Here is a 16971-nt window from a genome sequence, read left to right as displayed (position 1 = left end):
CATCCTTTATCCATTCAGTATATGCTCAATTATAGCGTGGGAAAGAATACATATGTACAAATTTTCAGAATTTAAGGAGTTTAACATGAAAAAACGATACAAAATATTATTCGGCATCCTATTACCTCTTCTCATCTTATATGCTTCAACCATATTTTTAACTCGCGATTCAACATTTGATAAGGAGGTTATTGAACTATTTGATATCGAACAAATTAATGAAATTGAATTGATCCGTTCCTCTGATAATAAAACAATCACTATTACAGATGTAGCTACAATCAATCAAATAATGCAGCAATTTGAAAATCAGCCGCTTCGAAAAGTCTATTTTTCCAATTCAGATTATGACGAGGCTTATTGGCTAACATTACGTATTAATGATAAAAGAGAAATAGGCCTTCGATTAGATGACTCAAAGCATTTATTCGTTTATTTGTATGAGGAAAACTATATGAAAGATTACAAGCTTTTAGATCATTTTAATATGGCCTTTTTTGAGGATCTTTTTTAAATATATTGACTCTTAAACGATAAAAATCCGCTTCGATTAGATTCTACGCGGATTTTTATCGTTTATTTGTGGATAGCTTTTATTTATTATATATAGCGATAGTTTTCCTGCATCGATTGAATCGTTTCAATGATCTCTTCTCTAAGCTCAATTGGCTCTAGCACTTCAATGTTTGCCCCTTGGCTCAGTAGCCACATTTTAATACCATGTCCAAAAACTTCTGCTTCAAATAAATATTGCTCATCTTTTTTAGATACTATGTTTGCTGTTGGTAAGCGATCTAAAACCGCTTGCGGGGATGTTCCTTTAAAGATAAATTTCATACGCAACAGCTCGCCAGCATGCATAAACTGAATACGCTTACGGAACTCTCCTTCTTGAAAGCGTTCGGTATAGGGTATTTGAAATTTTTGTTCGAGTTCTTGTAAATGTTGTATACGGTCGACTCTATAGACAATGGGCAAATCCTTTTCGTACTTATTATCGTAAGCAATTAAATAAAAGTAGTATTCTGAGAAAATAACGGCGAGTGGTTTTAAAATCTTTTCTGTCGGAATTGCTTCACCTTCACGTAAATAATCAATTTTAATGATTTTCTTTTTTTGAATCGCCTCTGACAGATCCCAAATTAAACGCAATAGAGACTTTTTATGATGTAAATCTACATACAAATGCTTTTCATTTAAAATAATATTGCGAATAAACTCCTGCTTATCAGCTGCAACAATCGAAATAAGCTTATCTATAATATCGCTCATTTCTGATTTTAGCAGCGCTCTTGATTCGATCAGAATTTTAACAATCGCTAAAACTTGCTCCTTCGATAAGTTACTTTCCCCTGTATTTGTCAGCCTGTACACATTTTCTGTCCGAACATATTGTAAATGGCTATCCAATTTAGCTTTTTCCAAATACGCTCGAATTTCATTCAAATCCCGTTGTATTGTTTTTTCACCAACATTATGTGTAAATGCTTCTTGTTTTTTGTTAATTCCTTGACCATCTATTAGTCTGTCAAACATCGAAATGACACGATAGCCTTTGTTTTGTTGTGAATCCACCGTATATCCCACTCTTTCTTCATAGTTACAACTCTATTATACAAAATTAGATGGACACTATTAGTCCTTTTAACTATAAATTTTCTACAATATTGGTATAATTGATATATACTAATTAACAACAAAAACCATTAAACAGACTAAACATACTATGCTTTTGTTAGAATTAACTTTATTTTTACCAATGAATTCCGAAGCAGCAAATAAAAAAGAGCTCCAACCTTGTTGATTGAAGCCCTTAGCAGTTATTCCTTTACTTTTACTGCTGTTCCGTATGCTAATACCTCTGATGTACCATCCATCACAGATGATGTGGAAAATCTTACGCCAACAATGGCATTTGCCCCTAGTCGTCTTGCTTCTTCCTCCATAGCGTGCGTGGCAATTTCTCGGGATCGAACGAGCATTTCTGCATACTCCTTCATTTCTCCTCCGACAATATTGCGAAGTCCAGCTATCATATCACGACCAACATTTCTTGATTGTACTGAATTACCTTTTACTAAACCTATCGTTTCTACAATCTCTTTTCCTGCCACAATATCTGTTGTTGATAATAGCATACAGGTCTCCTTCTATTTTTTATATTTTTGAACAGCTTGAACAGCTTCAACGATGGAAGTAGTAATTACTCCTGTGCGCTTAATCAAACCAATAACAAATAAATTACGATAAACAAACTGATTTTCAATTCCGTCCCGTACAAGTGCCTCTATTTTCATCATATTGTCCCGACCTTGTTGACGAACATCTGTAAAGACACCTACGATTGGACGATCCAGCATCGCAAATGCACCTATTTCTGCTGCTACACCTGAATCAATCTCAACACCATCTAAAACAGCTACTAATACATCGCTATTTTGCAACATTTCTAAATCTGCTTGTGCAATCGCCAAACTATCCGCATAGGCCGTTTTATCGTTTATCGCATCATTCTCCTGTGGTACATATAATTCGATACCGGGTACTGCCTCTCTAATTGCCGCAGCGAGCTGTTCGTTAACTAAACGATCTCCTAAAGAAAATAATCCATTTGCTAAGTATGCCTTCATGTTAAAACTCCTATTCCAATATTTTTTCAAACACTATTTTATGTCGATCTTTTTTATCCACAAAAGTTGAGACAATATCAAATCCGTGTTTAAGATTTGTGATGAGCATCGCCTTTCGCTCATTCCTACCATATGTACGAACTTTTTTAAAGTCCAGTGCCTGCAGATGTTCATGTTGCTGTTTCATTAATTGACTGGCAATCCCTTGACCAAGTTTCTTTTCATGGACACCACCTAACCAGCTATAAAAAACACCATCTGGATATGTGTAACCTAGTTTAAAACCTATGATATTCTCATTTTTTACTGCTAATAAACAAATGAGCCCCTCTTTACTTTCAAGTTTTTCTAATGGTAAATTGGCTCCATCAAATACATGTGCATGAATTTCCTGCAATCGCTTCAACCAATCATAGGGAACGCCTTCAATTGTAACAATCTGCATCTTTATCATCCTTATCTCAACTGTCATTAATTATAGCAGAAAAAGGTTTTACGATAATGTTGAACATTGCATTATCGTTAGTTTTCAGGACAAGATTCAAAGTTGAAGAAAACTCATGGCGACCTTTATACAAGGGTTACCTTCTTCCCCAGTGCAATCAATTTAAATAATTAATATTAACTATTTCATGGATATTTTTATATAAAATATTTTCGTAGCTAAAAGCATTCAGTATACTTGACATAATCCATTAATCAATTTTATCACATGAATGGGAGGCAAGCTCATGGCACATATCAACAGTTGGCTAACAAATACGCTCCGTCCTTCTTTTGGACTACATCAAATAGAAGAGCATTGGGATACGATTGAAATACGAAGTGGCTATTTCATCTGCATGGATGGTGATATCATTCGAAAACGTATCTCGGTTAGTGAGCAGGTTTATCAGGAATCGGATGTGGAGATATCGACACGAAATCGTGAAGTCATTCTCCCTAAAACTGCACGCGGTAAAGAGAAGAAAATGAATTACACCCATATTTCCAGTGTTAAAGCGAATGGGGTTGTTTTCTCTGCTGGCGTGGGGACAGGGAATGAGCCATCTAGTTACATCGTCGCTCGCAATGCGAAAACCCTTTTCGAATTGCCACTAACAAACATGGAAAATTTAACAACTAAAGAGGAATTGATCGAGTGGCTACAACAGTATCCATCCAATTTACCACCAGATTATAATGAGAAATTGGAAAAACTCTCAAGAAAAAAAAGCTTGCGCTATAAAGCTGTTCCAGGAGATATTTTCCGAGTTGAAATTGATTTATTCACAGATGGCTATGTGCTTGTCGTCGGGGATTTACGCAAAATGCAAAAAGATGGTTTGTTTTCGGAAGAAAGCCTATGGAATAATGTAATGACGATGCCGCTTTTCATTCGACCTTATCTATTCAAAACAAGAAATCGCTTACCAAATATAGAGCATATTACATCTGCTCCATTAGCTGAACAAACATTGATTGTCATGGACGATCATTTTATGCGAGGTGGCTACGAAAAAATTGGACACAAAACGCTAACCGAAACAGATATTCTGTTGCCACTTGGTTACGGTATAACCATTGATTATGGAAAAGAAAAACGCTACCGCCTTTCCTGGGGAACAGGAACAATTAGTAAGTCAGAAAAAGAAACTTCTTTTAAAGCAGCAAGTCGTTTTTCTAATTATGGCGTATATGCAGGCATCAACGTCGAATGGTTTGATACTACCAGAGAACAAGCAATGTTACATTCACTGGAGCATCCGTTATATGCTAAAGACCGCAAGCAGGCATTTGCGGAATTTGGCTTACCAGAGGATATTACATATGATGAATTCAACCGTCAAACAGGTGGGCTTACTAGGTTAGAGTATTTGGATTACTTATCTTCGCGTAAATAAAGAAATAGGTATAGGAACATGGGCTCTCATCAAAAAGAAAAATGAACGCCACCATCTTATTGCGTTGAATGGGGATTTCATTATGACATCGTATACGAGGGAAATAAAATCATTTCTGAAGAAATAAGCTATCGCGTAGCTCTGTTCCCTTGTAGTAAAAGTAAAGAGCTTGTACTCTCTTGATAACTACCAGATTTCAAAAGAGAAAAAAGCTCTTTACATAAAGATGAAATGCCCATTCCAATATCACTTTAAAGAATGGACAATTTCTTTTTCAACTCTACTGAATAGAAACTCTAAATTAGATTTCCATTCAATCCAGCATTCTGATTCACGCCATAATTCAACGATTTCCCTAATACCATCAGCATCTGGAACTTCAGCTCTAATATCAGTTAAATATCTTAATATAAACTTCAATGATTCCTCATCCGCATTTATTGAGTGTATTTTTTCAAATTTGTCTTCTGCATCATTTAATTTCCCTGTATCAAGATACATTATATAAAGCTCTGCAAGCGCCATCGCACTTATATCGAAAAGGAAATCAATATCATCGAAGCTCTCTCCGAAAAACCCCTTTCGTTTCATCGCATTGATAACCTCAGATAGCTCTAAATGATTTGATTCTAAATTACTATGGATATAGTCCTCTAAAAAATCTACTACATCCAAGCCTTCATCGCTTGCTAATGGCTTATATCCCCATGCCCCCATATTAAGACTCCTTTCATATTTTAAATATTATACTTCTTACAAATGTCTTACCCTTTTGCTTGAGAAGCTTCTCCCATTAAGTAAATCTTTTCTAATTTAATGTCGCAGCAGTGAAAATAAAAGCACGTCCATCCGCATTTAAAATCTGTAACCTATCATTCGTTTCAACTAGTGGTGTACCCCAATGAACATGGCCACAGCATACCAGAAGCTCAGCAGCATTCTGTAGTTCATTCCAAATATGTGGATTCCCAGGTAGACATTGTGAGCTAATCTTCGGACTTTCATGAAGTAGCAGGATGTCGGGAACATGTCTTAAAATGTCTCTGAGTATCGCTAAATAATCAGCTTCTCCCATACGATTCGGTTTATCTGACCTACCTATGATTCCTCCAAGCCCTGCAACTGCAAGATTTGCATACGTGATCGTGCCCCCATCCGAGAAGTAATGTATACCTGAGGTAGAATCCAATTCAACTTTTTCCTTATTCGTCAATAGGTCGTGATTTCCTGCAATGCCTGTGACAAATCCAAATTGACTCTGAAAAGCTCTCCATACAGGCAGAGGATTACCGCTAGCACCTCTTTTCGTTAGATCAGTGTATAAATCTCCACATAAGCAAACCATCACCTTGGCTGGGTCCAAATCTGGTAAATGGATTTGAAACAAAAGGGAGAGCACCTCCGCAAGTTCCTCACCCAGTAGCTTTGGAGCTTCTTCTATCGTTTCTCGATTATGACCTGCGATTCCTTGTAAATCAGAAGCAATAATTATCGCATCCAGCTCTTCTGGCAGTTCAAGCATCTCTCCCCAATAAACAGGAAGCCATTCATAAGAAATACCCACTCCCTTTGATACAGCTGTAATGTATGGTAATTTCTCTAAAGGCTCTTCGGCAATATCAACGATTTTCAATGCTCTTTTTGTCTGTTTCTTCATTTAAGATATTCCCCTTACAGATAGGAGTTAAAGTAGTACTTCGTCTTTTCATGCGAATAATAAATTCTCTTTTTCTAGTTCATTCAAACTTATCTTTTGGAGCATTAGATTCGATTGTTCCACGTTACTATTAATAAAAAAATCTCCCACTACGAACCCAAAGCACATCATTTGGATTTCAGTTCGTTTTAGCGGGAGACTATATTTTATCATCCGATTGTTTCCACAACGTTTCCTTGCTGATCTTTAATATATGTTTTTGCAATTTGGATGGAAAGCCCCGGTATAGAGGATACTTCAAACTCTTGTTCTTGCGGCATCAAGCTTTGAGTGAGTTCTTTAACTGCCTTGTCATTTAAAGTAATGGTAACATCCGTTTCCTCCACGTTATACCCACATTTTTCACCCGGCTCAAATACAACACGGAATTCTTGACTAACTAAGGTCAGACTTCTCTCTTTTAAAATCCGTCCGCGTAATAGCTTGCCGATTATTCCCGCTTGCTTTGCCCCCAGTGTTAACTTATTAGATTGTTTGCTGAACAATCCCTTTTTGCCCTGCTCCCAAGCTAATTGGTCTACGAATAAAAAGCCGGTACTAGAACCCCCTTCCTCCATTCCTTTTGCTACCGCTTCTGCAATGGATGGAATCTGTAAAAGAGATGCACGAGATAAATCAGTAACATAGCTCGGAATATACTCAAGTCCTGCATTTAGCACGCCCATTGTATTCCACGTTTGCATCGCCTCAAGCTCATCACCTGCAATACCGACCATTTGAATAAACTCCACTTGTCCATTTGGTGTCTCAATAGCAGGCAACTCGGGATCTATCGTAAAGGCAAGTGCCGTTAAAAGCGTGTCCTCGCCTTCGCAGATTGGACCATTAGCATCCAAGTAATCACCTGATCTGAAAACATTGCCACTATTAAACACATATCTTCCCATGTTTTGTAGCAAATTTAACGCCCACGCAGGTGGTTCCTCCTCATCTTCCTTTCGGGCAAGACGAAATGTTAACTCAAACCCATATCCGCTGTATTCAGCATTTTCAGATTCTTTCTCATATAACTCGGAAAATCCATAAGTGACAAAATGCCAGTGCGGAACCGGTGTCTCACTCTTATATGCACTAATTCCTTCAAGCGGATCTTCGCCCCCTAATAAATAGGGAATAACGGTTCCATAATGCTTCGGCTCTTGCTCCCCATAAATTTTTAATAACTCCTCATCAATCGCATCCCAGCCAGATGTATTTAATTCTTCACTCATCCATAACGCCCCCTTATGTATTTTTCAACTTCCTTTTAGTGGATGTTAGGACACCCGCTGAAAAGTAGCTTAAACTCTATTCATCTCCCAACTATTGAGACGGTAGATTTCTATAACTGACATTTTACTTTTATTACTAAAATATAACCTTCAGCTTCTACTTTAAAGTATATAATATACTACAATGAGAATAATACCCAACTTGAAGACCTTTAATTTTATAACAGAATAGTTTTATGTTCATTGATTGACGAAGAATGCCGAGTAAATTATCGGGACTAAAGAATCATATCCAATGACAATCTATATCGACCTTGGCCTAGAGTGGCCATCAAATGAAGCCTCGACGATATCTAAATATGCCGAGGCGTTATCAATAGCGAAGGTAAAAAATAATTAGAGTGATTCGAGGTTTGTCCTTAACCGTATAACATTGCTGGTGAACGCACACTTTGTAAATAATCTGCAAGCTTCCCTGCATATACTTGTTCTAAATAAGGTAATTGTGAGATGCAATGGGGTGTCATTAATGCTGGGTTTTGATAAACACTCAGCCCACCTACCTTTAAAAGCATCGCCACAAATTGCGAACAAAAATAGGCGCGCTCTCTTCGAACCTCCCTTTGCATCATAACGCCAAAGAGCCCAATAAAATTATATTTATAACGATCGCGATGCCAATACATATAATGTACGATCTTCATCATGGCTAAGTATTGGTCATGGGATATTCTACAACGATAAATGACACAATCAGCTGTTTCAAATAGCCCTCTGACTGCATCTTCTCGTAAAAATCCCCCACTTAAAGGATTGTTTAATTGTCGACGTCCAAAGCTATACATTTCAAAGAGCTCCTCATCAAAAGCAATGGACGCATGATTCATCTCTTTTCCAGTATACATACCTATAGCTTTTGATAATAATGTACCTGTTTTTGTTAATACTATGTAAATGGTGTGTACCATTTCCTCACCTACTTCAATATTCTTTCCTACTTCCAATACGTTTTAAATATTCAATCGGTTTCATTAATTTCCTTTTTTTATAAGTATATAATATGATACTATATTTTTTCTTAGTAAAAACTGAATATTTTCTTAATTTTCCACAAATGCTTTTAGAGTTTTTTAAACCACCTTTATTTATATGTTTTGAATCGTATTTTTATGTGTGTCACTGAGTACTTGGGTATATGTATGTACGAGAGGATATGATGTTAAATGTGATTGTAGAAGAGTGTGATGAAAGTTTGGGAGCTAATTGTTTATTAGATAACTGAAGAAAGAGTAAAGCAGATAACTAATAATGGTCTGCACCCCATTTGTTAGTCACAAGTAGGGTGCAATTCCCATGCTATCCATTTTTTTAATCTGCGTTTTCATGCTTGATTATCCTTTAATTCTCCACCGTTTCCTGACAATTATTTTGATATATACTTATTGCTTCTTTTAAAAATAGTTGCTCCTGTTCTGTAAAAGGATTTGGAAATTTGAATGTTTCTGTAAATGGTAGCTTTTCTTCAACTAAATCTAAATTCCCTTTCAAGGTTTCATTCATAAGCTGTATAAGTGTTCTAACAGTTTCTTGAGCTTCTTTTGAAGAAGGTATAGCGTCTGTAAACGTTAAATGTTTAATTTCTGATAAAATTTTAGTCCATTTTCTATCTAAATCGATTTCCTCAGATTTATTTATACTAAATAATTCATCAGTTATATCTTTTGAAAAGTGTTCTTTAAACCATGTTTCGGTGTTTTCAGCAAACATTAATTTTTGTAGCATAGCACAAAATATCTCGATATTGATAATTTCTTCATCTTTCACTGTTTCAATAAGATGGTTTAAATCGGATAATATATTTATGATTTCAAGTTTTTTAGCTTCAAATAACTGTTTTTGATTGTTTAAAGATTTTAAGATAATTTCACCTTTAATCTTGTTTTTTTGCAGCATATCTTTAATTTCCTTTAGCGATAAGCCTAGAAACTGTAATGACTTAATGTTTTGTAAAGTAGATAGGTCCTCTGTAGAATATAGTCTATGTCCACCTTCTGTATAATCACTTGGTTTCAGTAGGTCTATACTGTCATAATAGCGTAGTGTTCTAATACTAACACCTGACTTTTTCACAAGCTCACCTATCGTAAATATACCTTTCCCCACAAATTATTCTCTCCTTAATGATTGACTTTAAAGTAACGTATAACGGGATAAGAAAACTTTTTTCCATATAAAGTATAAATTGCAGCAACTAAAATTAGTATTGTTTCAAGAATAATAAGTGCAAAAGAAATCATTGAAACTGCGCTCCATTTTTTAGAAATAAATGTTAATAATAAAAAAACCGGGAAGAAAGTAAAATGAAGGTTCATCCCTTCTTTTGCATGGTCAGCAAAATATTTATTATTATTCCTCGATACTAAGTATACCAATATTGGTAAAATAAAGGTTAATATTAGTGAGAGCAGATGCATTAAACTTGCCAATCCTCTATTTAATAAACGCTCTTTTTTCATTGTGCAGATTCCTCCAATAGCTTATTTGATTGTTACCTTTTGAATTGAGTAACTAAATTCATCATAAAAGGTGACGCTACTAGAGATTCAAGGACAATTTCATTAAATAATTCATATGTAATAAATAGCTGTTGTTATTTTTAGTTTTTCGTATTGTATGATATAATTCATTTACTGACTAACCTAAGCAAGACAATATTAAGCTGTAGCGGTGCCGTACGCTACAGCTTTTTTTGTAATGAATATAGACTTACTAAAAACATTTTCCTCATCAAGGATTATTACTTTCCAAGTACTCCTCGGCTAGTTGCGGATTTTTGTAAATGGCCATACCAGTTTTCAACTTTTTAAAGCCAACCTTTTCGTAAAAAGGTTCATTTCCTGTTGTTGCAATTAACTGAATACAAGAAACATCCTCTAATTGCTGAATAATGTCCTCTAAAAGAGTTCTGGCAATCCCTCTTTCCTGATAATCTTTATGTACTACAACATCATAAATAGCAGCATTAAAGACACCGTCTGAAAGAGCTCTCGCAAACCCTATAATTTGATGATCTTTTACTGCGAAAACTTGATGTGTACTTGCATTAAAAACTTTCCTTATTATGTTTTCGTCATGTTCCTCCATCCTACCGATTGATAAACTTCTTTTAACATTATTAGCTCGTTTTTCTCTACTTTATATGTAAGTAAAACCATTGTTCATTCCCCCAATTTGTTTGTCATTCCCTTAAATATATATGTGTATTGCTTCCTATATTTCACCATCAAATTAAAGCGTTTATAAACCAAGTCTCTTGACGAACATTCGTTCTGGTATTAGAATAATAAAAAAAGGAGGCAATTTTATGCAAAAAACGAACACCCTCGAATTAGTACATTTCTCTGAAGAGTATGTGGATAGTTTGAATGACTTTGACCTTACGGAAGAACAAAGTCAATTTACTGCCCTTCCAAAAGAGATTTCTATAGAAATGGTTGGTCAATATCCGATTGTTATTTTGAGTGACCATGTTCCTGTAGGATTTTTTGTCCTGCACGCAACTGATAGAGTGAAAGAGTACTCTACTAATCCAAAAGCTATGCTGCTTACTGCATTATCTATTGACCATAAACAGCAAGGAAATGGGTATGCAAAAAAAGGGATGCTTGCACTGCCTGAATTTATTAAAAGAAAATTTAAAGATTGTAATGAAGTCGTTTTAGTCGTTAATCATAAAAATACTCCGGCTCAAAATTTGTATTTAAAAGCTGGCTTTGTCGATAACGGTGAAAGAAGAATGGGACGTATTGGCGAGCAGTTTGTTATGAACCTATACCTTTAATAGATTTTCAAAAATCACTCTTCATGACATGGGTGATTTTTTTGTTCTCCCCTTACAACATACGGCCTTGTTGATCGTCTATCTGAATGCTGTGGAGTACCTAACAAAAGCTCAGAGAGATAATGCAGCAAACTGGCTTATGAATTGTGGAGTTGCTCCTCTAAACACAGCTCATCGAGGAAGGATGTGGGGGATTGTTAAGGGTATACCCGTAAGTAAAGATATTTTATACTGCGAGTATTTTACTTTCGTATAAGATATTCCTGTATAAAAATAAATCAGGTACCTAACATCGATAAAAATTACCAATACTAGATAACTGACTTATCTTAGAAATTTACTCTAAGCTCTTTCGGTATTTTATAAATCCGTAAATGTTGGTGGTTTCTTTTTGAAGCCTTTCGTCGTAATGAAAGCATAGATAAAACCGATTGCAAGCCAGATAAAGCCTACCTTCAATGTCATCGGTGATAAATTAATAAATAAGTAGAAACAAATACCAAATCCTAGCCCTGGAATTAATAAGTATCGAATTATTTTCATTTCTTTTTTACGGAAGAAGTAATACACGATCACTGACAAATTGACAAACATAAATCCTGTCAGACCTCCAAAGTTCATTAATTCTGCTATAAAATTTGCTGATAAAAACAGCGCTCCTAAAACACTAATCACACACATCAATAAAATATTGTATACCGGTGTTTGATATTTTGGATGTAAATGTGTGAAAAACTTTTTCGAAAGTACCTCATCACGCCCCATACTAAACATTAAACGAGATGCACTTGCTTGTCCTGTTAAACCAGCTGTCACTGTTGATACAATAATCGCAACCGTATAAAGAGTTGCAAGAACTGCACCACCTGCTTTTTCCGCTACATCAAATAAAGCCGTATCAGCTGAACTAAAGTTTGTAACATCAGGCCATACAAGCTGAGCTACATATGCTTGCACAATAAAAATAAGTCCTCCGATTAAACAAGCTAAAATAGCTGCCTTCCAAATATCCTCTTTTGGATTGACTGCCTCTTCTGAAAGTGTTGTAATCGAATCGAACCCTAAAAACGAGAAGCAGGCCATTGTTGCACCAGAAATAATTGCAGACATAACGAATTTTTCATCGTTGAAAAACGGTGCAACAGTAAAGAGCGACGTATCACTTTCCGCACCGACAATTGTCTTTACTCAAAAAATCACAAAAATAACGACTACAATTCCCATAAACATAACGAGGGTTTGATTTGTTTTTGCTGCGATGCCAATACCTAGAATATTGACAGTAGTTATAATACCTGCAATTAATAACACCCATACCCAATACGGAACAGATGGTATTAATGCATTCGCATATGAAGCACCTACCATGAATACAATGAGTGGCACTAAGACATAATCCATAAACATTGCCCAACCTGCAAAAAAACCTAAATGCGGATTGATAGCACGTTGGGTATATGTATAAGTCGACCCTCCATTTGGAAAAACAGCAGCCATTCGACCGTAACTATATGCAGAAAACATCATTGCAACCATCGCAATCAAGTAGGCTAATGGCAACATTCCACTTGTAGACTCTGCTGCAAAGCCATAAATATAAGCTGGCGCAATCGGTGTCATAAAAGCAATACCATAAATGACTAAATCTTTTAATGTTAAAACACGCTTTAACTGTGGTGTATGATCATTTGGTGTTTGACTCATAGTCCATTTCCTCTCACAGATTCATTGGTTCGCGTTTTGATAGTTCTTCCGTTACTAAATCAATTACTTCATCTGTACTCATCACTTGGCAATAAATTTGATTCATAATCATAATTTCAGCATCATGAAGCTGTTGCGTTGCAGCTGCACATGCATCTTCCACTAAAATAACTTCAAATCCTGCGTCAGCTAAACTTCGAACTGTTGAAGCAACACATTGATCTGTTACAACACCTGTACAAACTACTGTTTCAATGCCCATATTACGCAGTAAAAATTCATAATTCGTACCACTTAATACGCTATCTGTCGTTTTATTTACAACAATTTCGTCATCAAGAGGCTTTAATTCATCCACCATCTCCGCTCCTGGGTCACCGATTGGCAATAAAATATTGTTCCACCCTGTCCGGCGTTGTACAGGAGAACGATCTCGTCCATCTTTATGATGGCAAGCAATGCGACCAAATGTTACTTCTAATTTATTAGTACGGAAAAAATCTAAAAGCTTTTTATTGTTCGGGATCGTTAAATTGTCGATACGATCAAAAAAGTATTCCCACTGATCAAACATGCCCTTTTCTCTTGCAACCTGCGCGTCTAATCCGTCTCGGCTAATAAACTGATGTTGCATGTCTACTATTAGTAATGCTGTTTTATAAGGGTTCACGTTTATTTTTTGACCGTCAGTCGGTAAAAATTCATAATATAATGTTGATGTATTATCCATAAAATCCCCTCCAAAATACCTCTGATTCCAAAATGTATAGACAAATAAAATATAGACTCTTTGTGTAAAAGAATCTGTCTAACACAAAAATGACCTACTCATTTCTAGAAACTTAAAATGAATCGACCATTTAAAATTCCCACTGTTTGTCTAAACAGAGATAGCACAACTTCATAAACACGTATGTTTACGAAGACAGTCCTGCAACTATTCGCTACAGCCCCAGTATATGATGGCGAGAACTCATCACATACTTCGGCGACACTTCCTTCTATCTAACTTCTTCATCTTCTCGGACTCCATTAGGTACTGTTAACTGCCGCGCCTCTACCTAACTATCAGAAAAGTGTGAATTATTTGATTATTTTAAATAATTATATTATTGCGTTTTTTATATGTCAACTTTAAAATCTACTATATTTTATAAGATTTATCGCGCACAACCACAAAAAAATGACAATCAAAACAGTTTAAATAATAACTATTTACAATAAATACCACAATACATCAACAATTGTATAAGCATTTAATTATTCACCTCTTGATTTTTCATTACCTATAAACCGTTCCCTTATTAACGCTCACGATTCACAATATAATTCATAAATTACCCCAGCGATAATTTTGATTATTTTGCCGAGTTTGCACGGCATCCACCCCTTTAGGAATATTTTGGGCTACCATATTTAGCATTACCCAAATCATAGTGGATTCCGACTAACGCCGTAAACAATTGTTCGAAGAGGGAGGTTTACCCCCCACGCAATTTTTTTTAAAAATTTTTGTCCTATAGAAAAAAATCATCTAACACATAGTAAAAAACTTCTCAGAAAAACAAGCTTCTAATTAAGTAGTCTATTAATACACAAAAATGCCCTACTTATATTACCAGCTATAAGTAAGGCACCTCTAAAATTATATTCCGTTTTATTGAGCATATACATTTACTTCTACGCTACTAAAAATATCATGATATAAAACAGTAATAAAAGGTCGCAGCAGCAGCACAACCACCTTCGCTAATAGGCAATCCCTTTTTGATAAGCAACTCTATTAAGTTGAAGAATTATTTTCCATTATGTATCTAAGTTTGATTAACTCAAGTCTTTCTTTTTTCTTCTTTTCTTCTTTTCTTCTTTTCTTCTTTTCTTCTTTTTGATTCTTTTACATAATTAATATAGTTTCCTGTTCCTTCTATTGCTGAAACTGCAATGATGGCCCATTCTAGTGGATTAACATCTCTTAGCGATTCCTTTCCATAGAATAGTGTAACGCTAGCAATAAACCCATAGAGAATTGCTTTAGAAAAATACTCCCAAATAGGAGAATAATTTTCTATATTAATTTTTCCGTATATTTTGTCTATTAAGATTACCATTCCTAAAATTAAAACTACGGTCATAATCATTTCCGTCTTCATAGTCCACCTCCATAAAAATTTTAACACATGCTTCATTATATAATCTCTTCGAAAATATCTTCAATCCTTTGCACAACAAAAGAATCCATTACTGGAAATTAGTTCTTTTATCATTTTCTTTGGTAGATCTTAAGGCCGTCCCACTTTACAAGATAAAACTCAACCCGCTCGATCGATGGATAAGGAACATCAACTTCCATTTTCTTCTTACGAGTATATACACGATTAGTAGTCTTTTTCTGCTTGAGCAGATGGATCTGCAGTTCCATCAGAATCTAAGAATTAAACTTTCTAAGATGAGACAAGTAACCACTAACAAGTGATTTAACATTACCGGCTGCGTTCTCAGAAAGTGGAGGTGAAAATGTTACTATATCCATACCTTTTGTTTCATCACAAATATTTCACTAATTAATTGTAAGTTATGCGGATAAAAAATCATCTTTCTCTCACACTAATGGTGGAGGTGAGATGACATGGGTAATAATAAACATAAAAATAATAAAACTCAAGACAACAAAAAACAGCAGAATCAAAATCAAAATGCTAACAGAGAACGTAAAAATGAAAACAGAGAAGAGTTCGCTGAAGAAGTAGATTTCAGTAATATTCAAAATGAAAATAAACGTTAATAGTGATAAACAAAATCCCAATATTCACCTTAGAAATAGGTGTGTATTGGGGCTTTTCTTATTGTGTAAACATCACCTAGATCCATCTCTTTCGATTTCTTAAAGTACAAAAAAAACGGAAATAATTCCGGGCTGATTACCACTTACTTTTTTCCTTCATGACACACTGTTTCGCTTTCGCATTCGATCTTAAGAATAACCTAAGACAATGGTAGTTTTAACTTTTTATTTTGATAAGAATTCAGATACCACTAAAGCCGTAATACAATAAATATCTATTGGTATCAATAAGAGCAATCCTATTATCCAGTTTAATTTTATATATACATTAGGTGGTATTATTTTCGATGCTATTTTTGTATTTCCTACGAGTTCATTATTTTCCCGTACTCCTTCGGAAATATTCTCAACCTTTAGTTCTACTTTAGTTAAATTAGGATTATGAAAATCAACCTCTAAAAATGCGTATTGAGGATTTGAAATCGACAATTTTACACTCCTTTGTTTCATCCTAATTCCTTAATAAATTAATTAAAAGCTTAAACTGCATGTGGCTATTATATTCACAAGGTAGTAACAATATTCACTATTAATTTACAAAGTTTTGCAACGAGACCAATCAATTGTCGATTATTGACGTAAAATTTTAAAGAGTCCCTATGTATCTGTTAGGATAACTTCATGTCGTGATCCTCACCTATGATGAATTCAGATGGTAGTATTGTAAAAGCATTCTCCTTATCACCATCTGATTCTGTTATACCTGTCGAAATTAATTTAAATAAAGCAGAATCATTAAAGGTTAAAGTAAGCGGAAATATACATGATCGTAATATTGTTACATTATTAAATCCTATATTTATTGCGAATTTTTAATCTTTTTAAACATTTACATACTTATTTTTAAAAAGAGAAATCTCATGAGGTTATTTAATTACTTATAGGAAGTAAAACAATCTCAACTGTATCGATCACGGTGCCAAATTCGTTGCTAGAGACCGGGAATCACTATATGCACTTGATTAAATGTATATTAACAGAGCTTACAGGTGAAGAGTTGCTTATTAACTTTGTTAATCAAAATAACAGGACTGATTTCAATTTACCTAAGACGAACTAACCAAGCAATCGAGTAGGAGGGAGTGATTAGCTCCCGACCTCTCACACCACCGTACGTACGGATCCGTATACGGCGGTTCAATT

17 protein-coding genes, 2 pseudogenes and 1 riboswitch are annotated in these 16971 nt (G+C 35.0%); of the genes and pseudogenes, 4 read left to right on the top strand and 15 right to left on the bottom strand.

Translation table 11 applies throughout. The features are described 5' to 3' along the window. Positions 1 to 85 precede the first annotated feature (85 nt). A complete protein-coding gene (locus AC3WSK_RS23225; RefSeq protein WP_079561331.1) occupies positions 86 to 514 on the top strand; it encodes a DUF5301 domain-containing protein in 429 nt (142 codons plus the stop codon). An 86-nt stretch (positions 515 to 600) separates the two neighbouring features. On the opposite strand, the gene AC3WSK_RS23220 is transcribed toward AC3WSK_RS23225, so the two are convergent. From AC3WSK_RS23220 to AC3WSK_RS23205, 4 genes are all read right to left on the bottom strand, one after another. Next, positions 601 to 1575: a helix-turn-helix transcriptional regulator gene (locus AC3WSK_RS23220; protein WP_240518262.1), complete on the bottom strand. Its 975-nt coding sequence runs from the start codon at positions 1573 to 1575 to the stop codon at positions 601 to 603. Between the two features lie 245 nt (positions 1576 to 1820). Continuing rightward, entirely contained in the window at positions 1821 to 2138 is a 318-nt protein-coding gene (locus AC3WSK_RS23215; protein ID WP_079561330.1) for a YbjQ family protein, read from the bottom strand. A 12-nt stretch (positions 2139 to 2150) separates the two neighbouring features. Beyond that, positions 2151 to 2630 (bottom strand): nucleoside 2-deoxyribosyltransferase, encoded by a 480-nt coding sequence (locus AC3WSK_RS23210; protein WP_079561329.1) that lies wholly within the window; start codon positions 2628 to 2630, stop codon positions 2151 to 2153. Between the two features lie 10 nt (positions 2631 to 2640). Then, a complete protein-coding gene (locus AC3WSK_RS23205; protein WP_079561328.1) occupies positions 2641 to 3075 on the bottom strand; it encodes a GNAT family N-acetyltransferase in 435 nt (144 codons plus the stop codon). A 286-nt stretch (positions 3076 to 3361) separates the two neighbouring features. Here AC3WSK_RS23205 and AC3WSK_RS23200 point away from each other — a divergent pair, with 286 nt between their 5' ends. Beyond that, positions 3362 to 4513: an immunity 26/phosphotriesterase HocA family protein gene (locus AC3WSK_RS23200; RefSeq protein WP_492414750.1), complete on the top strand. Its 1152-nt coding sequence runs from the start codon at positions 3362 to 3364 to the stop codon at positions 4511 to 4513. Between the two features lie 246 nt (positions 4514 to 4759). Here AC3WSK_RS23200 and AC3WSK_RS23195 read toward each other — a convergent pair whose 3' ends face one another. The 7 genes and pseudogenes from AC3WSK_RS23195 to AC3WSK_RS23165 all read right to left on the bottom strand — a co-directional run bounded on the left by AC3WSK_RS23195 (position 4760) and on the right by AC3WSK_RS23165 (position 10656). Beyond that, positions 4760 to 5230 (bottom strand): DUF4259 domain-containing protein, encoded by a 471-nt coding sequence (locus AC3WSK_RS23195; RefSeq protein ID WP_492414751.1) that lies wholly within the window; start codon positions 5228 to 5230, stop codon positions 4760 to 4762. A gap of 91 nt (positions 5231 to 5321) precedes the next feature. Beyond that, positions 5322 to 6170 (bottom strand): metallophosphoesterase family protein, encoded by an 849-nt coding sequence (locus tag AC3WSK_RS23190; protein ID WP_492414752.1) that lies wholly within the window; start codon positions 6168 to 6170, stop codon positions 5322 to 5324. 209 nt (positions 6171 to 6379) lie between these two features. Continuing rightward, positions 6380 to 7441 (bottom strand): suppressor of fused domain protein, encoded by a 1062-nt coding sequence (locus AC3WSK_RS23185; RefSeq protein WP_492414753.1) that lies wholly within the window; start codon positions 7439 to 7441, stop codon positions 6380 to 6382. A 419-nt stretch (positions 7442 to 7860) separates the two neighbouring features. After that, on the bottom strand, positions 7861 to 8409 hold the full coding sequence (locus AC3WSK_RS23180) for a hypothetical protein (RefSeq protein WP_492414754.1): 549 nt from the start codon (positions 8407 to 8409) through the stop codon (positions 7861 to 7863). A gap of 430 nt (positions 8410 to 8839) precedes the next feature. Then, entirely contained in the window at positions 8840 to 9604 is a 765-nt protein-coding gene (locus tag AC3WSK_RS23175) for a MerR family transcriptional regulator (protein ID WP_427482356.1), read from the bottom strand. Positions 9605 to 9618: 14 nt separating this feature from the next. Further along, complete coding sequence (locus tag AC3WSK_RS23170) at positions 9619 to 9957, bottom strand: magnetosome magnetite crystal formation protein family (protein ID WP_079561322.1); 339 nt, start codon at positions 9955 to 9957, stop codon at positions 9619 to 9621. A gap of 271 nt (positions 9958 to 10228) precedes the next feature. Further along, positions 10229 to 10656 (bottom strand): annotated as a pseudogene (locus AC3WSK_RS23165) (GNAT family N-acetyltransferase). A gap of 149 nt (positions 10657 to 10805) precedes the next feature. Here AC3WSK_RS23165 and AC3WSK_RS23160 point away from each other — a divergent pair. Next, complete coding sequence (locus AC3WSK_RS23160) at positions 10806 to 11282, top strand: GNAT family N-acetyltransferase (RefSeq protein WP_427482355.1); 477 nt, start codon at positions 10806 to 10808, stop codon at positions 11280 to 11282. A gap of 360 nt (positions 11283 to 11642) precedes the next feature. Here AC3WSK_RS23160 and AC3WSK_RS23155 read toward each other — a convergent pair. The 3 genes and pseudogenes from AC3WSK_RS23155 to AC3WSK_RS23145 form a co-directional block, all read right to left on the bottom strand. Beyond that, positions 11643 to 12902, bottom strand: a pseudogene (locus tag AC3WSK_RS23155) (APC family permease). A gap of 97 nt (positions 12903 to 12999) precedes the next feature. Continuing rightward, positions 13000 to 13716 carry a cysteine hydrolase family protein gene (locus AC3WSK_RS23150; RefSeq protein WP_079561318.1) on the bottom strand — a complete coding sequence of 239 codons (717 nt, stop codon included), beginning with the start codon at positions 13714 to 13716 and terminating at the stop codon, positions 13000 to 13002. Positions 13717 to 13869: 153 nt separating this feature from the next. Next, a riboswitch (Lysine riboswitch) is annotated at positions 13870 to 14054 on the bottom strand. A gap of 761 nt (positions 14055 to 14815) precedes the next feature. Continuing rightward, a complete protein-coding gene (locus AC3WSK_RS23145) occupies positions 14816 to 15136 on the bottom strand; it encodes a hypothetical protein (RefSeq protein WP_492414755.1) in 321 nt (106 codons plus the stop codon). 476 nt (positions 15137 to 15612) lie between these two features. Here AC3WSK_RS23145 and AC3WSK_RS23140 point away from each other — a divergent pair, with 476 nt between their 5' ends. Further along, a complete protein-coding gene (locus AC3WSK_RS23140; protein ID WP_427482350.1) occupies positions 15613 to 15768 on the top strand; it encodes a hypothetical protein in 156 nt (51 codons plus the stop codon). A gap of 225 nt (positions 15769 to 15993) precedes the next feature. On the opposite strand, the gene AC3WSK_RS23135 is transcribed toward AC3WSK_RS23140, so the two are convergent. Further along, positions 15994 to 16257: a hypothetical protein gene (locus tag AC3WSK_RS23135; RefSeq protein WP_427482348.1), complete on the bottom strand. Its 264-nt coding sequence runs from the start codon at positions 16255 to 16257 to the stop codon at positions 15994 to 15996. Between the last annotated feature and the right edge of the window lie 714 nt (positions 16258 to 16971).

This window comes from Lysinibacillus sp. EB271-A1-10B (assembly GCF_058791335.1).
The sequence above is the reverse complement of the archived record's forward strand: the minus strand, read 5'-3'. Positions and strand labels throughout refer to the sequence as shown.

Bases quoted from the DNA above. Each gene is read 5' to 3' on its own strand.
- AC3WSK_RS23225 (WP_079561331.1), top strand. From the start codon at position 86: ATGAAAAAACGATACAAAATATTATTCGGCATCCTATTACCTCTTCTC.
- AC3WSK_RS23215 (WP_079561330.1), bottom strand. From the start codon at position 2,138: ATGCTATTATCAACAACAGATATTGTGGCAGGAAAAGAGATTGTAGAA.
- AC3WSK_RS23210 (WP_079561329.1), bottom strand. From the start codon at position 2,630: ATGAAGGCATACTTAGCAAATGGATTATTTTCTTTAGGAGATCGTTTA.
- AC3WSK_RS23205 (WP_079561328.1), bottom strand. From the start codon at position 3,075: ATGCAGATTGTTACAATTGAAGGCGTTCCCTATGATTGGTTGAAGCGA.
- AC3WSK_RS23200 (WP_492414750.1), top strand. From the start codon at position 3,362: ATGGCACATATCAACAGTTGGCTAACAAATACGCTCCGTCCTTCTTTT.
- AC3WSK_RS23195 (WP_492414751.1), bottom strand. From the start codon at position 5,230: ATGGGGGCATGGGGATATAAGCCATTAGCAAGCGATGAAGGCTTGGAT.
- AC3WSK_RS23190 (WP_492414752.1), bottom strand. From the start codon at position 6,170: ATGAAGAAACAGACAAAAAGAGCATTGAAAATCGTTGATATTGCCGAA.
- AC3WSK_RS23185 (WP_492414753.1), bottom strand. From the start codon at position 7,441: ATGAGTGAAGAATTAAATACATCTGGCTGGGATGCGATTGATGAGGAG.
- AC3WSK_RS23180 (WP_492414754.1), bottom strand. From the start codon at position 8,409: ATGGTACACACCATTTACATAGTATTAACAAAAACAGGTACATTATTA.
- AC3WSK_RS23170 (WP_079561322.1), bottom strand. From the start codon at position 9,957: ATGAAAAAAGAGCGTTTATTAAATAGAGGATTGGCAAGTTTAATGCAT.
- AC3WSK_RS23160 (WP_427482355.1), top strand. From the start codon at position 10,806: ATGCAAAAAACGAACACCCTCGAATTAGTACATTTCTCTGAAGAGTAT.
- AC3WSK_RS23150 (WP_079561318.1), bottom strand. From the start codon at position 13,716: ATGGATAATACATCAACATTATATTATGAATTTTTACCGACTGACGGT.
- AC3WSK_RS23145 (WP_492414755.1), bottom strand. From the start codon at position 15,136: ATGAAGACGGAAATGATTATGACCGTAGTTTTAATTTTAGGAATGGTA.
- AC3WSK_RS23140 (WP_427482350.1), top strand. From the start codon at position 15,613: ATGGGTAATAATAAACATAAAAATAATAAAACTCAAGACAACAAAAAA.